The sequence below is a fragment of the Natronolimnohabitans innermongolicus JCM 12255 genome, assembly GCF_000337215.1.
Lineage (GTDB): Archaea > Halobacteriota > Halobacteria > Halobacteriales > Natrialbaceae > Natronolimnohabitans > Natronolimnohabitans innermongolicus.
Genome location: NZ_AOHZ01000061.1, coordinates 24,026 through 40,857, shown reverse-complemented (window position 1 = coordinate 40,857; position 16,832 = coordinate 24,026). Strand labels below are relative to the sequence as shown.

The 16,832-nt window shown below is 64.0% G+C and carries 16 protein-coding genes; 13 read left to right on the top strand and 3 right to left on the bottom strand.

The window, feature by feature from the left end; translation table 11 throughout:
• Positions 1-150 precede the first annotated feature (150 nt).
• The 3 genes from C493_RS13000 (at position 151) to C493_RS12990 (ending at position 2,270) form a co-directional block, all read left to right on the top strand.
• A complete protein-coding gene (locus C493_RS13000) occupies positions 151-1,326 on the top strand; it encodes a DUF5305 domain-containing protein (RefSeq protein ID WP_007259909.1) in 1,176 nt (391 codons plus the stop codon).
• A 182-nt stretch (positions 1,327-1,508) separates the two neighbouring features.
• Positions 1,509-1,802 carry a MarR family transcriptional regulator gene (locus C493_RS12995; RefSeq protein ID WP_007259908.1) on the top strand — a complete coding sequence of 98 codons (294 nt, stop codon included), beginning with the start codon at positions 1,509-1,511 and terminating at the stop codon, positions 1,800-1,802.
• 63 nt (positions 1,803-1,865) lie between these two features.
• Positions 1,866-2,270: a hypothetical protein gene (locus C493_RS12990; protein ID WP_007259907.1), complete on the top strand. Its 405-nt coding sequence runs from the start codon at positions 1,866-1,868 to the stop codon at positions 2,268-2,270.
• A gap of 33 nt (positions 2,271-2,303) precedes the next feature.
• On the opposite strand, the gene C493_RS12985 is transcribed toward C493_RS12990, so the two are convergent.
• Positions 2,304-3,191 (bottom strand): NAD+ synthase, encoded by an 888-nt coding sequence (locus C493_RS12985; RefSeq protein WP_007259906.1) that lies wholly within the window; start codon positions 3,189-3,191, stop codon positions 2,304-2,306.
• A 218-nt stretch (positions 3,192-3,409) separates the two neighbouring features.
• Between C493_RS12985 and C493_RS12980 the strand changes: the two genes are divergently transcribed.
• Positions 3,410-4,438: a M48 family metalloprotease gene (locus C493_RS12980; RefSeq protein ID WP_007259905.1), complete on the top strand. Its 1,029-nt coding sequence runs from the start codon at positions 3,410-3,412 to the stop codon at positions 4,436-4,438.
• A complete protein-coding gene (locus C493_RS12975; protein ID WP_007259904.1) occupies positions 4,435-5,727 on the top strand; it encodes a PQQ-binding-like beta-propeller repeat protein in 1,293 nt (430 codons plus the stop codon). Before C493_RS12980 ends, C493_RS12975 begins: the two co-directional genes overlap by 4 nt.
• A 365-nt stretch (positions 5,728-6,092) precedes the next feature.
• On the opposite strand, the gene C493_RS12965 is transcribed toward C493_RS12975, so the two are convergent.
• Entirely contained in the window at positions 6,093-6,335 is a 243-nt protein-coding gene (locus C493_RS12965; RefSeq protein ID WP_007259902.1) for a helix-turn-helix domain-containing protein, read from the bottom strand.
• A gap of 175 nt (positions 6,336-6,510) precedes the next feature.
• On the opposite strand from C493_RS12965, the gene C493_RS12960 reads away from it, so the two are divergent.
• The 5 genes from C493_RS12960 (at position 6,511) to C493_RS12940 (ending at position 9,973) form a co-directional block, all read left to right on the top strand.
• Positions 6,511-6,828: a hypothetical protein gene (locus C493_RS12960; protein ID WP_007259901.1), complete on the top strand. Its 318-nt coding sequence runs from the start codon at positions 6,511-6,513 to the stop codon at positions 6,826-6,828.
• The gene (locus C493_RS12955) at positions 6,828-7,268 is read left to right on the top strand and encodes a hypothetical protein (protein WP_007259900.1); all 441 of its coding nucleotides are present in this window, start codon (positions 6,828-6,830) and stop codon (positions 7,266-7,268) included. The genes C493_RS12960 and C493_RS12955 overlap by 1 nt, the downstream gene beginning before the upstream one ends.
• Before the next feature lie 126 nt (positions 7,269-7,394).
• Positions 7,395-8,258, top strand: a complete 864-nt coding sequence (locus tag C493_RS12950) for a hypothetical protein (protein ID WP_007259898.1) — start codon at positions 7,395-7,397, stop codon at positions 8,256-8,258.
• Positions 8,259-9,041, top strand: coding sequence for a hypothetical protein (locus C493_RS12945; protein WP_007259897.1), 783 nt, complete (start codon positions 8,259-8,261; stop codon positions 9,039-9,041).
• The gene (locus tag C493_RS12940) at positions 9,038-9,973 is read left to right on the top strand and encodes a hypothetical protein (protein WP_007259896.1); all 936 of its coding nucleotides are present in this window, start codon (positions 9,038-9,040) and stop codon (positions 9,971-9,973) included. The genes C493_RS12945 and C493_RS12940 overlap by 4 nt, the downstream gene beginning before the upstream one ends.
• A gap of 81 nt (positions 9,974-10,054) precedes the next feature.
• On the opposite strand, the gene C493_RS12935 is transcribed toward C493_RS12940, so the two are convergent.
• Entirely contained in the window at positions 10,055-11,941 is a 1,887-nt protein-coding gene (locus tag C493_RS12935) for a PINc/VapC family ATPase (RefSeq protein WP_007259895.1), read from the bottom strand.
• A gap of 176 nt (positions 11,942-12,117) precedes the next feature.
• Between C493_RS12935 and C493_RS12930 the strand changes: the two genes are divergently transcribed.
• The 3 genes from C493_RS12930 (at position 12,118) to C493_RS12920 (ending at position 16,672) form a co-directional block, all read left to right on the top strand.
• The gene (locus C493_RS12930; protein ID WP_007259894.1) at positions 12,118-13,809 is read left to right on the top strand and encodes a globin-coupled sensor protein; all 1,692 of its coding nucleotides are present in this window, start codon (positions 12,118-12,120) and stop codon (positions 13,807-13,809) included.
• Between the two features lie 44 nt (positions 13,810-13,853).
• Positions 13,854-14,969 (top strand): M20 family metallopeptidase, encoded by a 1,116-nt coding sequence (locus C493_RS12925; RefSeq protein WP_007259893.1) that lies wholly within the window; start codon positions 13,854-13,856, stop codon positions 14,967-14,969.
• A 719-nt stretch (positions 14,970-15,688) separates the two neighbouring features.
• The gene (locus C493_RS12920; RefSeq protein ID WP_049889354.1) at positions 15,689-16,672 is read left to right on the top strand and encodes a hypothetical protein; all 984 of its coding nucleotides are present in this window, start codon (positions 15,689-15,691) and stop codon (positions 16,670-16,672) included.
• The last annotated feature ends 160 nt before the right edge of the window (positions 16,673-16,832 follow it).

The window sequence follows — 16,832 nt, the reverse complement described above, 5'->3', positions numbered from 1 at the left end:
GACTGCGGCCAATATCGTTATATTGCTCGATAGATGTGTCTCGATACATGTGCGTTCTCCAACCGGCCCGTGGGGGCGGGTCGGTTCGGGAGTCGTGGGGGTGCCGGTCGCCGTCTCGAGTGACCCGACCAGACCCGGGGTGGTCGGTCCGTGATCGATAACCCGCGCCTCGAGTTGGTGCTCGCAGAGCACGGTCGAACGATCGCGATTGGGTTGATCGCCATCGGCGTCCTCGCGCTCGTGGCGACCGGCTGGGTCGTCGCGACGCCGTCAACGTCGACGACCGTCCAGTACGGGGACGAACGCGTCTCGAGCGACGTCGAGACGAGCGCCGTCGTCGTCCAGGACGGGGCGCTGTGGAGCGAGGGCGATCGCCTCGAGAACAGCGGCGTGTACATGCTCGAGGACTCGCCGGAGCTAACCCTCGAGCCGACGACCGAGTTGCAAAATACGAGCGACAGAACGCCGATCGACGACGGTGTCGTCGACCACGAACTGACGCTTCGGTTCGAGGCGACTCGCGACGACTCGGTGTTCTGGAACGAGACCCACACGCTGATAGACGGGTCGCCGACCGTCGAGGACGGCGCGGCGACGTCCGAGACGACGATCGACGTCGACGCCTACCGCGACCGACAGCAGGAACTCGAGAGCGCGCTCTCCGGCGTCGGGGCGGTCGATCTCCGTCTCGAGTTCCGCGCGGAGTACGACACCGGGACGACGGAGGGCGTCCACACGGCGTCATCGCCGCTCGAGGTAACTGACGACGCCTACTGGCTCGAGGAGTCGCTGTCGGCAACCGACGAGAACACCGTTCAGACGGGAACCGAGGAGACGACTGAGCCGCGAAACCTCACGGCGATCGCCGCGCTCTCGCTGCTCGGTACGCTCGCGATCGCCGGCGGCGTCTTCGCCGCCCGCCGTTCGCCGATCGACGAAGCGGCCGCGCGTCGGGCGGTCCACGAACGGCGCTACGCCGAGTGGATCTCGCGGGGGTCGATCCCGATGTGGATCGGGGACTATCACGTCTCGCTCGATACGATCGAGGACGTCGTCGACGTCGCGATCGATACGAACGAACGCGTCGTCCACGACACGCAACGAGGGCTGTTTGCCGTCGTCAGCGACGGCGTCGTCTACTACTACAGCGATCGCGGCCTCTGGGAGGAGACCGCCTGGCCCGAGATGGATCTCGAGGACCAGTCAGCAGTCGCCGACGCCGAACCCCCGATTACGCCCGACGATCTCGAACTCGAGGGCAGTGACGAGTTCGCGGACCCCGAGGACGGATTCGACGACGACGAAGACGTCTGGCAGCAACTGTAGCGTCACCGCCGTCTCGATACTGCCAAATTTCACCAGCGTCTGACTACCCGGTCAAACAGCCAGATTACGGAATAGCGCCCGTCATAATAGTATTTCCTCGTAGTATTGTATTGGAATATTTCACGTCAGCTATCGACGGTAAGGCTCAACTTTTATGCTGCTGGGACCTTTCGATTCGTAATATGGCAGAGACCGACGGGGAGGACATCGAAGATTTGCCACCGAGTGCCAAACTCGTTTTCAAGGTACTCGAGTACGACGGGCCGTTGACCCAAAAGCAGATCGTCGAGGAATCGATGCTGTCAGCCCGGACCGTCCGCTACGCGCTCGAGCGCCTCGAAGATATCGGAATCGTCGACGAGGACATCTACTTCGCTGACGCCCGACAGAGTCTCTATCGTCTCGAGGAACCGGTGGCAGCCGACGGAAACGGCGTCGAAGAGTCCCCGAAAAAGGACGCCTGCTGCGCGGAGTAGCCCGACGCCGGCGTGGGAGTCCAAAACAGGAGGATTATTTTCTCGCGGTGACCGTCTCCCTGCATGGACAAAGAGACGTTACCGCGCTGGGGATGGCTCCTGGTCGGACTGTTCGCGATGGCGATTCTCGCGAACTCGATCAACTTGCTCGTACTCGGCCCAGCGGGGCTCGAGCCGGAGTATCAGGTGATTACGGTGATCACGTCCATGGCTCCGGTCTTGATCTATATCGGCGTCTGGTACGACGAGGAGCGCCAGGTGTACTGGGAGAACTCACGGGAACACATGATTGGTGACCTGATTTTCATCGTCGTCGGTGCCGCGATGGGGTCGGCGATCGCCCTCGTCCCGCTGGTGGATGCGGGCGTGACGGATCTCATCCGTGATATCGTCGCGATGGGTGCCGGCTTCATGCTCTCGTGGGGACTGTTCTGGTGGCGTAATACGGAACTGTACCGACAGCAGTGATCGGCGACGGCTAACCGGCGACCGACGAACCGGTCACTCGACGGCGCGGTCCGCGATCCCTGGCGTCGCCGGTATCGACCGCTTGTGTGCCGTTTCGGCACAGAGCCACGCGATCGATCGTGCCGTCTCGCGGTCCACTTCGAGGATGTCGGCCGCGTCGCCCGCCGTCAGCCCCTCGTCGACGAGACGCTGCAGTAGCGGATCGATAACGTCGTAGGTCGCGCCGAGTTCGTCCGCGTCGGTCTGGTCGGCCCAGAACCCCGCTGAGGGCGCCTTGCTGACGATCCGCTTGGGGATGCCGATCCGCTTTGCGAGCGCGCGAACTTCCGTCTTGTAGAGGTCGCCGATCGGGTATCGATCGGCCGCGCCGTCGCCGTACTTGGTGAAGTAGCCGAGCAGCAGTTCCGACCGGTTCGCGGTGCCGAGGACGAGCCGGCGCTGCCTGTTTGCCGCGTAGTAGGCCGCGATCATCCGCAGCCTCGCGGTAACGTTTCCGACCGCGTGGTTGCGCTCGTACGGCCGGTCCGCGTCCGACTCCCGGTCGTCGATCTCGTCCGCGACCGTTCGCTCGAACGCCTCGAGCACCGGCCGCAGCTGAATCTCCTCGAACTCGATGCCGAACCCGTCGGCGATGGTCCGCGCCTCGCTGACCCCTGCCGCCTCGCTCTTGTGACAGGGAAGTCCGAGCCCGAGGACGCGGTCGCTGCCGACGGCTTCGACGGCCAGCGCCGCCGTCACCGTCGAGTCGATTCCGCCGCTCATCGCGACGACGACGCCGTCCGCGCCGGCGTTCTCGACGGCCGTCCGAATATCGCTCGTAATCCGCGAGCGAACGAGTTCCAGGCCGGGGCGATCCGTGATGAACGAGCCGTTCGTGTGACCGATTCCCGAGTAGACGGCCGTTTCCTTATCGACGCTCATTTGCGTTCAAACACCATCTTATTTCGTACCTGGTTAGACATTCGTCTCGTATAAATGCTTAACCCTTAAACAGCTACTAGTGAGAACGTCTTACAGTGGCCGGTCGGGCACCGCGACCGACTCGAGCGCGACCGAACGGTAGGTTCGGCCCCGATCGGCGAGGAATACAGTTATGGTCGAGAGCTTACAACCGAACGACAGCTACGGTTTCCGTCACAATGTCCCGCCCAGACGATCACGCCCTCCGGCTCCGAATGCTCGTCGCGCTCGGATTGCTCGTCGTCCTCCCGTTCGCGTTCGTCTACACCTTCGTGGCTCTCGCGAACACCGTCGGCATCGCGTTGCTCGAGTGGGCCAACGAACGGCCCTACCACGGCGAGTTCTACGTCGACCCCGTCTTGCTCGCCGTCGTCGTCCTCGGCGGCCTCGTCGTCCAGTACCGGTTCGGTCCCCGCGCCGTCGTCGGCTCCGTCGGCGGCCGATCAGTCGACGCGGACGCCTATCCCGACCTCCACGCGACCGTGACGCGGCTGGCCGCCCAGGTCGACGTCGCCAAACCCGACGTCGCGGTCGTCGAGAGTCGGGCGCCGAACGCCTTCGCCGTCGCCGGCGGCGGCGACGAACGGGTCGTCGTCACCTCGGCGCTGCTCGAGGAACTCGACGACGCCGAACTCGAGGCCGTCCTGGCGCACGAACTCGCCCACCTCAGAAATCAGGACGCGAGGCTGATGACCGTCGCGTGGCTGTTGCCGACGATTACCTACTACCTCGCGATCGCGGCGTTTTACGTCCTTTACGGGTTCTACCGCCTGCTCGGTCACGGATTCGGCGGCTCGAGCGGCGGCGACAGCGACGGACGCGGGCTCCTCGTCGCGGTGGTCGTCATCACCGTCACGGCCGTCGTGACGCTGACCGTCTCGGCGATGTTCTGGGCCGCGAGCGTGCTCTTTTACCGCGTGCTCTCCCGTGAGCGCGAGTACGCCGCGGACCGGGCCGCCGCGACGATCACCGGCTCGCCCGCCGCACTCGCGAGCGCACTCGAGACGATCGACGAGACGATGACCGACGTTCCCGACCGCGATCTGCGACGGCTCGACGGCGGCACGGAAGCGCTCTACCTCGCGCCGCTCGAGGGGCGCGACTTCGCCTCGAAAGAACTCGTCAGCACCGATATCTTCCCGGACACGCATCCGCCGACAGCGAAGCGAATCGAACGGCTTCGGGAGCTCGCGAGGGAAACCGAATGATCGGCGACCGACTCGGGAGACGCCGACTGCTCGCAGCGGTCGGAACCGGCCTGGCGACGGGGCTCGCCGGCTGCGGCTATCAGGCCGCCGCCGGCGACTTCGACTGGACCGAATCGGTCGATCCGTACGGCGGCTCGCCGAGCGTAACCTGGCTCGGGGACGGCACGCACCTGTTCGCCGTCTTCGAGCGCTCCGTGGGGCCGTTCGGTCCCAGCGACGGGACCGTACACGTCTACGACGGCGGCGGTCAGGCGGTGTGGACCGGGAGCCCCGACGCCAGCCGTCACGGTGAGCCGGCAATTGCCGATGGCGCCGCATTCCTCCCGCTCGAGGACGGCACGGTCGTGCGACTCGAGCGCGACGGTGACGAACAGCGGCAAGCGAGGGTCGATTCGACCGCCGAGGGCGCCCAAACGACGTGGAAAGCGGAGTGGTACCACGCCGAGGAGAGCGACGCGTCCGATACCGAGCCGGACGAGGACGACGATGCGGATCGAGTGCCGCGACTCGCACTCGAGGCGAGCGAGTCGCTCGTCGCCGGCAGCCACGCCGACGGCGTCGTCGGCTTCGACGCGACCGACGGCACGGAGCTGTTCCACCTCGAGTTCGAAGACGGGTTGTTCGGGTCCCGTGTCGGCGACGAACCGGACGACCCGCGGATACGAGCCCTCGCCGTCGCGGACGACCTCGTCTGGACTGCTCTCGAGGACCGCGAGAACGGCGACGCACTCCTCGTCGCCGTCGACGCCGACGGATCGGTGGTAGCCGACGTCGAACTGGCCACAACACCGGGCTGGCTCGAGACTGCCGGCGGCGACGCCGGACCGGCGCTCCTGCTGGCCGTCGACGGCGAGCTTCGGGGACTGGACCGCAACAGGGAGTCGGCGTATACGGTTCCCCTCGAGTCACCGCCGCGCTCGCACGATCCGGCGATCGTCGAGACCGGTTCGACCGACCGGCTCTATCACGCCAGCGGCGAGTCGCTGACCGCGATCGACCTCGGGACGGGCGAGCGGGAGTGGCACCGCGACGACGTTCGGTTCACCGCCGGGCCGGTCGCTAACGCCGACGGCGTCTACGGCTACGGGACGCTCGAGGGAAACGGCGGACGCGGCTGCGACCTCGTCGGCGTCGCCGCCGACGGCGACGACTGGTGGTCGGTGGAGCGCTACGAAGACGTCGACTGTGGGGACGAGCTGTTCCTCGTCGACGACCGACTCGTCGCCGCGACGGACGAGACGCTGTACGGGTTTCGGTGGGAACCCGGCTCTCGATATGTATTGTTCTAACCACACGTTCTCTCGCCGGATTGGGAACGCATCATATGGTGGGAGTTCGCCGTCGGGAGTGACGAAATTAGGGTTATGCGACTAAAGCACCGTCTCGTTGTCATGCCGGTTTTTGAAATCACGTCCCCCGACCGCGGAAGGGAGATCATCGTGCTCGACGATGTTCTTCAGCAGTTATGTTTTGAGGTTGTGGTACGCCGGGTCAGTGATCGGCACGCGGACAGGCTCAAGCTCATCCTGAAAGTCTGGATCCGCGTCTCCGACCGTTCGTTCATACCGTTTCCTCCATAATTCCTGATTGCTGATCGTTTGATAACTTGATTCCTCTGCCTCATGGTCTAAGCCCCATCTTCAGCCATGCGTGATCATTCCTCGTTCCGGATCCAAATGGCACGACGTGGCTCTGGCTTTTTCTTTCGGATGAGTCCGGCGTCCGCCAGATCATTAAGGAATTTGTACGCCGTCCGTCGCGGGATGTCCAAATTGTCGGCAATCTCCCGGCTGGTATAGGGTTCGAACTGATCCATTGCTTCGTAGACATCTTCCGCAGTCACGTCATGTTCCGCAGTAAATCGGCCCTGAGAGTTTCGTTCCCGGTCCTCGTCCATAGCGGCAATTCATATTCCCAGTACTTAACCCCCTGCCTCACACGGCACCGCTATTTTTATTACCCACGCCTAGTAAGGCAGGGTAAAGGGAGCCCGGTCCCTCGGGGCGTGACCATCGCAGGAAACGTCCGCGTGCTGGAGACACGCGGACTGGGCTTCTGGGAAGCAGAAACCCATGAAGAAATCAGATCCCAATCCCATTGAAGGCATCGCTCGCAACTACAACGCTCCGCGCCCGACCTACATCGAGCTGGGCGACAACACCGAAGGCGCGTCCCACGTCTACCGGACGAGCGACGGGACGATCCACGTCGTCCCAGACGGCCTGCTCATCCAGAAGTGTGTTCTCAACGTTCACTTCGTCGATGACTACGTGAAGTTTGTCCGGGATAGAGTAGATAATCGAGATTGGGCCGATCGGCACTACTACGCCGACGATGAGAGTCCATTCGAAGCTTTCGTACGCAGTATCTCAACGGAGGGGTCCGCCTGATGCCTAGTGACAACGGTCCAAACTGGGAGCGGATTGCTCGGCAGGAGATGTCGATCAACATCCAGTCGTTCTTCACCGAAGAGGTCGATCCCCACGCTCACCGAATCAGCGACGGTATTGAGCATGGCGAAGACGTTGAAGAGGAGTTCTGGCTGATGGTTTCTCGGTCCGACGAGTACATTGAGCACGTGAGTGACGATCTCGAACGGATCGGTGTCCTTGACCGCCAAAGCCCGAAGGTACGGCTTTTCAACCTCGTGCGGTTCATCCATTCGTCGTTCCTCACCCTTGGGAGAGCCATCGAAGACGATAACGTCGGGAACGGACCCGGATGTTCAGACTTCGAACACACCCGTCACGTTCTGGCAGACGCGGAAGACCTGCTTGACGAACTGGAAGAGGAGTACAAGAGTCAGGGGGTGACCGATGCGATCCAGTGACCCCCGTGTGACGGCCCAGATCGTCCGCACAGATGAGGGAACTACGTACACGGAGTACGAGATTGGCGGCATTGGCTACGGCAGTCTCGAAGCCCTCAAAACAGCACTGGAAAGCTGCTAACACCCATGATTGAAGATCTCGACCGCGACGTGTTCGTCCGCATCCAGACTGACCTGCTGGTGGTCGGCGATTCGATCATGACCGACCGACACCACGCCAGCAATGGGAACTACGAGGACGACGACCCACAGAACCAGATCGGCGGTATCATCCCCTCGTTCCCGCTCTCGGGCTGGCTCCGCCATGGAATGGAGCGCGTCGTCCACGAGTACGGCGGGACCGCTTGCCATCCTGGTGAGGCCAACGCGAACTTCATGAAGGACGGCGTCTACGAGCGCGACCTCGACGACGATTATCACGAGAAGGGTGCGTGTACCGACGACCCGAAGGAAGACGACGGCTGTGTCGTCTTCGATCTCTTCGGTGGATTCGGCAACCAGCCCGGGAAGGTGATGCGTCGTCCGATCAAGTTCAACCCTGTCCGCTACAGCGTGGACTACACGCGCGGACAGGCTGAAGGCCACTACCGCCGGCTGAACCGGAACGTCGTCTCTCGCAACCGAGAGGACAACCGCGAACCGCTACGGAACACCGAGGTGGACGCCGTGGCGAATCTTGACGGTTGCTGGCACCTCTCCTTCCGGGAGACGAAGCCCGAGTTCATCGGCCTGCTCGTCGAGGGGATCAACTTCCTAGATGGGCACAAGACGGACTTCATGCACCAACTCGGTGGCGCGCGAAACTTCGGCGCGGGGATCGTCGATTGCCACCTCATCAATCCGCTGTACGAGGAGCGCGAACTGAAGCGCGTCTTCGACCGCGGGAAGGGCAACACGAACAAGATGGACGAGAAAGACGACCAGTGGGCCGAAGAGTACCGCCCGGCGTTCGTGGAGGCGCTGGAAGAGCGCATCGAGGAGGGGCCGTAGATGCCCGAGAACGCCACCCTTAGCGACTTCCAGGGCGACGGCGGTCAGAACGTGATGGTCGCGGCCTACCGCCACGACGCCCACAAGCTCAACGGCGAGACGCACGACTACGCGCCGGACACCTTCCACGGCGTCCCGGTGAATCAGACCGTCCCGCACGGCGCGGACGGCGACGCGTCGGCGCTCTCACGGCCCAACGGGAAGCCCGAACAGACTGTGGACAACCACGAGACGCACTACCGGCTCTCACTGCTGACGGGCGACTCTCACTACGACCCCAAGGAGTTCTCACGTCCGCGTCTCTCTGAGGCCATCAACGACCTGCTGACGGGCTCCGACCCCGAAGTGATGCATCGGGCGTGGCTCACGTCGGACGTAGCGAGCGGGTTCAACGAGAGCATCTACTACCCGTACACGAGCTTGAAGTTCCACACGCTGCTCGTGGCGGCGCTCTTGGACAACTACCGCGCCGGCCACGAGTTCGCCGATCTCCTCCTGGTCGTGGACGATAGCGAGGAGATCGTGCCCCACCGGACGGTCTACGCGGGCGACCGCTTCGCGCTCCGTATCGACGGGAGTGCAGGCGGGCAACCGTGGGCCCGCCTTGGAAGCCGCCCGTGGCGGTCGTGGGAGTCGGCGTGGAAGCGCCTCACCGCGCACCCGCTCGATGTCAATCACGACAAGCACGACATGGTGCTCGATGCGAACCTCCGGCGGATCTGGAGTTGGAGCACTGCGCTCCAGTACATCGAGGATCTCGAAACCCGGAGGGAGAACGCGTGACCCGCATCCAGCAGGTCCATTGGGAACTCGACATGGACTATCTCGGGCACCCCTACTACGTCTCGGGGAACGCGATCTACCACGCGCTCGGGATGCAGCTGGAGCACGACATCCACCAGCACATCAACGCCAGCCACGGGATGTTCGTTCCCGGCCAGTTCGGGACGTTCCCCGAGGAGCACTCACAGAGTGGCATTCGCCCGTACATGGGGTCGTCGCTCCCTGACGTGGAGAGCTACAACGACCTGTTCCTCTTTCGGCATCCCGACCATCCGTGGCTGCTCGATACCCGACCCCGCGACGGACTGAACGCCCACGATATCCGGTTCCAGAGTGGGATGCCAGCGTTGGCTCACGAGACGATCATGGGTCGGCCCGACGACGCTCGGAAACAGCAGCAGACCACGCGCTGGTACGTGAATGCCTACTTGCACGCCGATGACCCTGGCGTACTCCCCCTGGGCGAGGACGTGCTCGATGGACTCCAGTTCGGCGGCAAACGTAACTACGGCTACGGGACGACCACGCTGAAAGACACGCAGGTCGTTGACCTGGAGGCCCTAGACTACTCGCGTCTCGAAGACGGCGAGGCGTTCATCCTCGAACTCGTGACGCCGTTCGTTCTCCGGTCAGAGTACCCGAAGGCGAACAACGTGGACGTGCCCTGGTGGTGGAGCATAGACGACGAAGCGCGGCTACGCCAGCGGCTGGAGAAGATCATCGAGGGCGGAGACATCTACGAGTTAGAAACCGTCGATCACGGTGTGGTCGTCGGCTACGACGGCGACCGTCCGGTGGAGACCGCGATCTCTGGAGTGACCCGCGCCGGGAACCACTCGAAGTACGGTTTCGGAGAGCTTCGAGTGAAGCCCGTCACTCCAGATGAAACCAACGTCAAGAAACAGATAGAAAATCCGAAGTCGGAGCACTGACAACCGAACAATAACCGGTAAGGATCTCGCAGTGTCCGAGCCGGTCAGACTGAATAAAGTAGATCACATTGCCAACAACTGTTACGACGGCACGACCGACACCGGCTCCTTGCGATCGATCGCCTGCTCTAACTCGTCGGCGATCGCACTCCCTCGAGACACCTGAATCTCGCCCCCGCGACTCACCGTCGCGGTGAAGAGGTAGTCGCCGCCGGCCTGCACCTCGACGGTCTCGCCGTGGTTGCCGTCGACGGGGATGACGATGTGTCTCGAGGTGATTTCGGGCGTTACCATCTCGCCAGCGGTCTGCTGGCCCCCGCCACCGCCGCCGGCGCCGTTGGCGGTCGCTCCGCCGCCACCACCGCCGGCGCCGTAGTTGGGGTTCTCGTCGTGGGTTCGGACGTCGATGTCGATGCCGAGGCGGTTCTCGACGTCGGTGATCCGACCGCCGCCCTTGCCGATGACGCTCGAGATGTCGTTCTCTTCGACGTAGACGACCGCTTTATCCTGGCTCCGGAGTTCGACGTCGACGTAACCCCGCGCGATCGAGCGGATCTCGCGTTCGATCTCCTGTTTGGCGATGCGGTCGACGCCGGACTCGCTGCCGGGGCCGCCCTCCTCGTCTTTGAGGGGGACGGTGACGACCTGGCGGTTGAAGGTGTAGATCTCGTACTCGGGCTCGCCGGTTTCGAAGTTCGTGACCTGGATCACCGGGCGGGCGAGGTCCTCCTCGGTGAGGCCGGCGGGGACCTTGACCTCCGTCCGGACGTCGTAGACGGTGTTTACCTCCCCAGCTTCTATGTAGACGACGGTGTCGACGACCTGTGGAATCATCCCGAGTTCGACCCGTCCCACGAGTCGCTGGAGGGCGTCGATCGGACGCGTCGCGTGGACGACGCCGATCATGCCGACACCCGCCAGGCGCATGTCCGCGAAGACCTCGAAGTCGTCGGTTTTGCGGACCTCGTCGTAGATCGTGTAGTCGGGTCGGACCATCAGCAGGGCGTCGGCCGTGTTGGCCATCTCGCCGCCCAGTTCGGTGTACTGGGTGATCTCGGGGCCGACCTGCAGGTCCCGCGGTTTCTCCATCGTTTTGACCGCGTAGTCGTGATTCGAGATGAACCGGGCGACCGCCTGTGCGAACGTCGACTTCCCGGCTCCCGGCGCTCCCGAGATGAGGACGCCGCGCTGGCGCTCGAGCAGCCGTTCTTTCAGTTCGTCGGCGTTCTCGTAGTCCTCGATGTCGGTCTGGGCGATCGGCCGGACGGCCGTGATCTCGATGCCGTCGGAAAACGGCGGTCGCCCGATGGCGATTCGGTAGTCGCGAAACTGGACGATCTTCATCCCCGGCTGGGAGAGTTCGATGAAGCCCTCCGAGGATTCCTTGGCGCCGTCGATGACCTCGCGGGCGTACTCGTCCATCGTCGCCTCCTCAAGCGGCTCGTCGGCGATCGGCTCGTAGTGCATCTCGCCGAGTTCGCCCCGCTTTGCCTTCGGGACGGCGTCCGTCTTGAGGTGGACGCTCATCGTCTGGTCGTCGAAATAGTTCTCGACCGTGAGCGTACCTACCTCCCGGACCTCGGGGGAGACGTGCTCGACCTCGAGGCCCTTCGCCCGGGCGACCTCCGCCTGAACGACGTCGCTGGTCATGAAGGTCGCCTCGTGGTCCTCCGCGAGGTCCCGGATCAGCGCGTCGATCTCTCCCTCGGAGGCGTGGCCCCGCTCGATGGCGCTCGGCCGCTCGCCGATGTACTCGAGTTCGACCGTTCCCTCGTCGGCGAGGTCGGCCAGACGCTGGAGTTCCTCGAGACCGTCCCAGCCGCTCTCGATCCCGTCGTTGGCCTGCGCTTCGAGCTCCGCGACGACGGCTTCCGGCACCGAAATCGTCGCTCCCTCGAACTGCCCGTCTTCGATCGCCACCGAGACGCGGCCGTCGATGACCACGCTCGTATCCGGCACGACGTTCATATGCTAGCTGGTCGGCGGACACGTATAAGGATGTTCCACCTTCGAACGCCGCCGTAGGGGTACCGGGACGCCCGTCAGCGGCTCCCCCACGGAAACCATCACGATAGATTTACAGTGTTCCCAGTCGATAGGAATTGGCGCCGTCATTTCAGCCACTCACCGAATATGTTCATACAATGGATCCTGCGCAGACGTTCGGAACCGGGAAACTCAACGAGTTTCTCGAGGTCGACGAACTCGTCGACCGGATCGGGCTGACCGAACAGGAACTCGACTGGCGAAAGCACTTCATCGGCTTCGACGCGGACGACGAGCGGCGACTCGCCGACCTCGAGGACCTGCTTCGGGACAATCAGACGGCGATCGCCGACGACTTCTACGAAAATCTGCTGGGGTACGAGGGGACGCGGACGGTGATCGAGCGGTCGCCGAAGGACGTCAACGCGCTCAAGCAGACCCAGAGTGCCTACCTCGTTTCGCTTTCGACCGGCGACTACGACCAGGAGTTCTTCGCGAACCGCGCTCGGATCGGGAAACTTCACGAACTGCTCGACATGCCGCTCAAACACTACATCGGGCAGTACGGCGTCTACTACGATCTGTTGCTCGAGCAGCTCAACGAACGAATTCAGGAACAGGTGATCGCGGAGATCGAAACGTGGGCGGCCGAACAAAACGAGACCGAAGAAACGGAGGGCGGACTCGGCGGCCTGGCCGGTGCGCTCGGGTTCGGCGGCGGGAGCGAGAGCCAGGTCGAAGACGATCAGCAGGACGGCCTCGAGGAATCGTTCGAAGCGACCGTCAGGGACGCGATCGACGACGGACTGCACGACGTCCTCTCCCTGCTTCGGATCATCAACCTCGACATGCAGATCGCGACCGAGACGTACGTCGACTCGTACGCACAGGATCTCGAGGACTCGATCGAGCGCCGGAAGCGGCTTGCACGCGACGTCGAGGAAGACGTTCAGGGCCCGATCGAGGAGCTCCACGACGCCAGCGAAGAGATCGCCGAGCGCGCCGTCGCAATCAGCGAGCACACCGAGAGCCAGGCCGAAGACACGAATCAGGCGGCGACCGAACTGGGCGAACTGAGCGCCGCGATCGAAGAGGTGGCGAGTACGACCGACGCCGTCAGCGAGGAGAGCGAGCGAACCGAACGCCTCGCGTCGAACGGCGCGAGCGCGGCCACCGAGGCCCTCGAGGAACTCGAGCAAATCGAAGCCGCCACCGAGGACGTCGCCAAATCCGCGGCCGCCCTCGAGGAGCGCACCGACGAGATCGACGCCGTTCTCGAGCGCCTCGACGAAGTCGCCGAACGAACGGCGGTGCTGGCGAAGAACGCGAAGATCGAGGCGACGCGCTCGGGCGCCGACGGAAGTGCCGGTGGAGACGCGAGCGGGAACGCCAGGACGATGGGCGTCATCGCCGAGGAAGTCGAGTCGTTCGCCGCCCAGACGCGACGCGACCTCGAGTCGATCGAAACGGCGGTCGAAGGCGTTCGCGAGGACGCCCTCGAGACGGTCGACGCGACCGACCGAACCGTCGAGCGGGTCGACCGGGGCGCCGATCGCGTCCGGGACTCGATGGCCGACCTCGAGGAGATCCACGACGCCGCACGCGAGACGGCGGCGCGGATGGACGACGTCGCAGCGGCGACCGACCAGCAGGCGCGAAACGTCCAGCGGGCGGCGGCGACGGTCGAAGACGTCGCCGAGAGTGCAGACGAGGTCGCCGCGGCCGCCCAGTCGGTCGCCGCGGCCAGCCAGGAACAGACGGCCAGCCTCGAGTCGGTCGGGGAAGCCGTCTCGAGGCTCACCGACGCCGAACCCGGGACGACGAGGCCGGTCTACGAGCGACTCGGGTGAGACGGACCGGTGGTCTCAACTCCCCGAGCGTCGACGTGGCGAACATGGACGTTGCCGAACTGACCCGCGAACTCGTCTCGATCCCCAGCCACACCGACGAGACGGCCGCGGGCGAGTTCATCGAGTCGTGGCTACGCCGCGAAACCGACGCTCGCGTGCGCAGAGACGAAGTTGGAAACGTGATCGCCCGCCGCGGCGCCGAGGGAGCGAGCGCCACGAACGCGGCGAACGAATCGCTCGCACTCGTCGGTCACCACGACGTGGTCGAGCCCGCTCCCTCGCAGGTGGACGCCGACGGCGAGTACGTCGTCGAGCGACGCGACGGGCGCCTGTACGGCCGCGGTACGGCGGATATGAAAGGCGCCGTCGCGGCCGCGATGCTCGCGTTTCGCGATGCCGCGGTCGGCGCGGACGACGCCGCGGGCGAACTCGTCTTCGCCAGTTTCGTCGGCGAGGAAGTCGGTGGCGTCGGCGCCCGCCACGCCATCGAACAGGGGTTCGCGCCCGACTACGCCGTCGTCGGCGAGGGCTCGACGGGCTACTCGAGTTCGGGCGTGACGGACGTCGCCGTCGCCCACAAGGGTCGCCGCGGGAGCACGATCACCGCCCGCGGCACCGCGGCCCACGCGAGCGAGGTCGGCGTCGGCGAGAACGCGATCTACCGCGCGGCCGACGCCGTCGACCTCGTGCGGACCCTCGAGGCTCCCGCGGTCGACGTCGCCGGGGAGACCCTCGCAGGGAGTCTCGTCGTCACCGAAATCGAGGGCGGCACAGCGATGAACGTGATCCCCGAGCGCTGCGAGGTGACCGTCGACGAGCGGACCGTCCCCGGAGAGCGGGCCGACCTCGAGCGCGTCGCCGACCTCGAGGGCGTCGAGTGGACCGTCGATCAGGATCTACCGCCGATGCGATGCGGCGACGAGCGGTTCGCGACGGCGGTGCTCGAGGCGGCCGACGGCACCCAGTCTGGGTCGCCCGAACTCGTGACGAAACCGCACGCGACCGACGCGGGCTGGCTCTCCGATGCCGGAACCGAGTGCGTGATCTACGGGCCATCCGAGCCCGGCGAAGCTCACACCGAAACGGAGAGCGTCTCGCTCGAAGTCCTCGAGCGATGTTACGAGACCTACCGCCGAACCGCCGAAAACTGGCCGCGTTGACATCCTCCCACGGCTAAAGCCGTGGGCTTTCTCCTGTTATCTCTGTAAACCGCGGTCCTACGCTGCGGGTGGACCCCGCCATCGGCTGGAACAGACAGAGTGTCGGTCGACTTCGATCGAGCGACTCCGGGAGCAGCGGATCGGAGTGGACGTAGTCGTCGGTCACCAGTTCGTCGACGAGGGCGAGGTCGTCCGCGCTCCGGACCTCGCGGAGTAGCTGGCGAGTCGGGCTCGTAGTCGAACCCGATTCGTTTCCATTCGGTATTATCGCTACAATTCAACTTTCGTGAATCGATAAGTGTGATCTGTAGTACGATACTGTAACAGAACTTTCTGTACTCGAGTACTGCTCGTTCGGGAAGTGCCTAATAGTCCGCGTCGGCCGCGGCGCTCGACGTTCCGTTCTCGAGCGGTCGGTACCGGTCGTCGAGGTGCGTTCACGTCCACACAGGCGGTCGTTTTCGGCACTTGCAGTACGGTCTCCTCGAGCGTTGCCTACTTCCTGTTCGCACGGACCACGGCCCATGGTAGTTACGGACTACCGCTCGAGCGACCGGAATTGGTCGTCTCCGATAGTTGTCATTGAGTACGCCGATACCACCGCTGGACACCCCATCTCACCCATTAACCGCCACTATAAGCCACCATTTTTATTACTATATAATAATACAGACCTGTCTGCCAAACATTAATATCGGTTGTCGTATGATACTGTCGAGATGGTACTACACTTCGGCAAGGCAACGAGTATATTCCTGAAGACGATGCCGTGGGTCGCGGTCCGGTTCGCGGTCGGCGTAGGGTTCGCACTGCTCGCGGTCCTCTGGTTCGGGCTCGTCCTCTGGATCCTGTTCGGTTCGATCGGCGTCTCGGGGGTGATCGGGCTGGTGTTGATCCTCCTGGCGACTGTGGTGTTCGGTGGACTCGTCAAACTACTCCACCGGTACGTCCTCTATCTGGTCACCGCCGGCCACATCGCCGTCATCGCACACGTCGTCGAGACGGGCGAGGTTCCGGACAATCAACTCCAGTTCGGCAAACAGCAGGTGTCCGATCGGTTCGTCGAAGCCAGCGCGCTGTTCGCCGTCGATCAGGTCATCAAAACGGTACTCAAACAGTTCAACAAGGCCGTCGCCTCCCTCGGACAGCTGGCGGATTTCGTCCCCGCATTGCGACAGCTGATGGGAATCGTGACGCAAGCGATCGGACTGGCGGCGTCGTACATCGACCAGGCCATCCTGGCTCACATGTTCTTACACGATGAGAAGGAAACCTGGACGGCTGCCCGCGACGGTATCGTCCTCTACGGGAAGACCTGGAAGCCCGTGCTCGGCTCGACGCTGTTGATTGTGCTCGGGATGCAAGGTACCATGCTCGCGTTCGTCGGCGGCCTGGCGGTGCTGTCAGGAGCTCTCGGCGGGTTCGGGACGATCGTCGAGACCGTCGTCTGGCTCGTCATCGGCGGGTTCGTGGCCGTCGGGTACTTCGGCCTCCTCTCGCCGTGGATCAAGACGGTCGTGATCACGACGTACCTCGTCGAGGCCGACGGCGAGAGCCCGGACAGCGAGACGATGGATTACATCGCCGACCGCTCGAGCACGTTCGCCGACGTCGTGAGTCGGGCCGAAAAAGAGGGTGAGCCGGCGCCGGAGCCGGTGGACGACGTCGTCGAGGACGAACCCGGTGTGGGCACGCCGGGGTGATCCGTCGTCTCGACGACGTGGAATCGGACGCCCGATTGCTCCACCTTGGTGCGAAACGCCGATCAAGTTCGTACTGACACGACGAACGGTGACGGACCGACACCGTCGAGACGGTCGAACATATCGACCTCCGTCGTCGAAACCGTCGGAAGGAACCCGA

Coding starts and splice junctions, on each gene's coding strand:
- C493_RS12980 (WP_007259905.1), top strand. CDS start 3,410: ATGTCCCGCCCAGACGATCACGCCCTCCGGCTCCGAATGCTCGTCGCG.
- C493_RS12935 (WP_007259895.1), bottom strand. CDS start 11,941: ATGAACGTCGTGCCGGATACGAGCGTGGTCATCGACGGCCGCGTCTCG.
- C493_RS12975 (WP_007259904.1), top strand. CDS start 4,435: ATGATCGGCGACCGACTCGGGAGACGCCGACTGCTCGCAGCGGTCGGA.
- C493_RS12990 (WP_007259907.1), top strand. CDS start 1,866: ATGGACAAAGAGACGTTACCGCGCTGGGGATGGCTCCTGGTCGGACTG.
- C493_RS12985 (WP_007259906.1), bottom strand. CDS start 3,191: ATGAGCGTCGATAAGGAAACGGCCGTCTACTCGGGAATCGGTCACACG.
- C493_RS12955 (WP_007259900.1), top strand. CDS start 6,828: ATGCCTAGTGACAACGGTCCAAACTGGGAGCGGATTGCTCGGCAGGAG.
- C493_RS12920 (WP_049889354.1), top strand. CDS start 15,689: ATGGTACTACACTTCGGCAAGGCAACGAGTATATTCCTGAAGACGATG.
- C493_RS12945 (WP_007259897.1), top strand. CDS start 8,259: ATGCCCGAGAACGCCACCCTTAGCGACTTCCAGGGCGACGGCGGTCAG.
- C493_RS12925 (WP_007259893.1), top strand. CDS start 13,854: ATGGACGTTGCCGAACTGACCCGCGAACTCGTCTCGATCCCCAGCCAC.
- C493_RS12965 (WP_007259902.1), bottom strand. CDS start 6,335: ATGGACGAGGACCGGGAACGAAACTCTCAGGGCCGATTTACTGCGGAA.
- C493_RS12960 (WP_007259901.1), top strand. CDS start 6,511: ATGAAGAAATCAGATCCCAATCCCATTGAAGGCATCGCTCGCAACTAC.
- C493_RS12950 (WP_007259898.1), top strand. CDS start 7,395: ATGATTGAAGATCTCGACCGCGACGTGTTCGTCCGCATCCAGACTGAC.
- C493_RS12995 (WP_007259908.1), top strand. CDS start 1,509: ATGGCAGAGACCGACGGGGAGGACATCGAAGATTTGCCACCGAGTGCC.
- C493_RS12930 (WP_007259894.1), top strand. CDS start 12,118: ATGGATCCTGCGCAGACGTTCGGAACCGGGAAACTCAACGAGTTTCTC.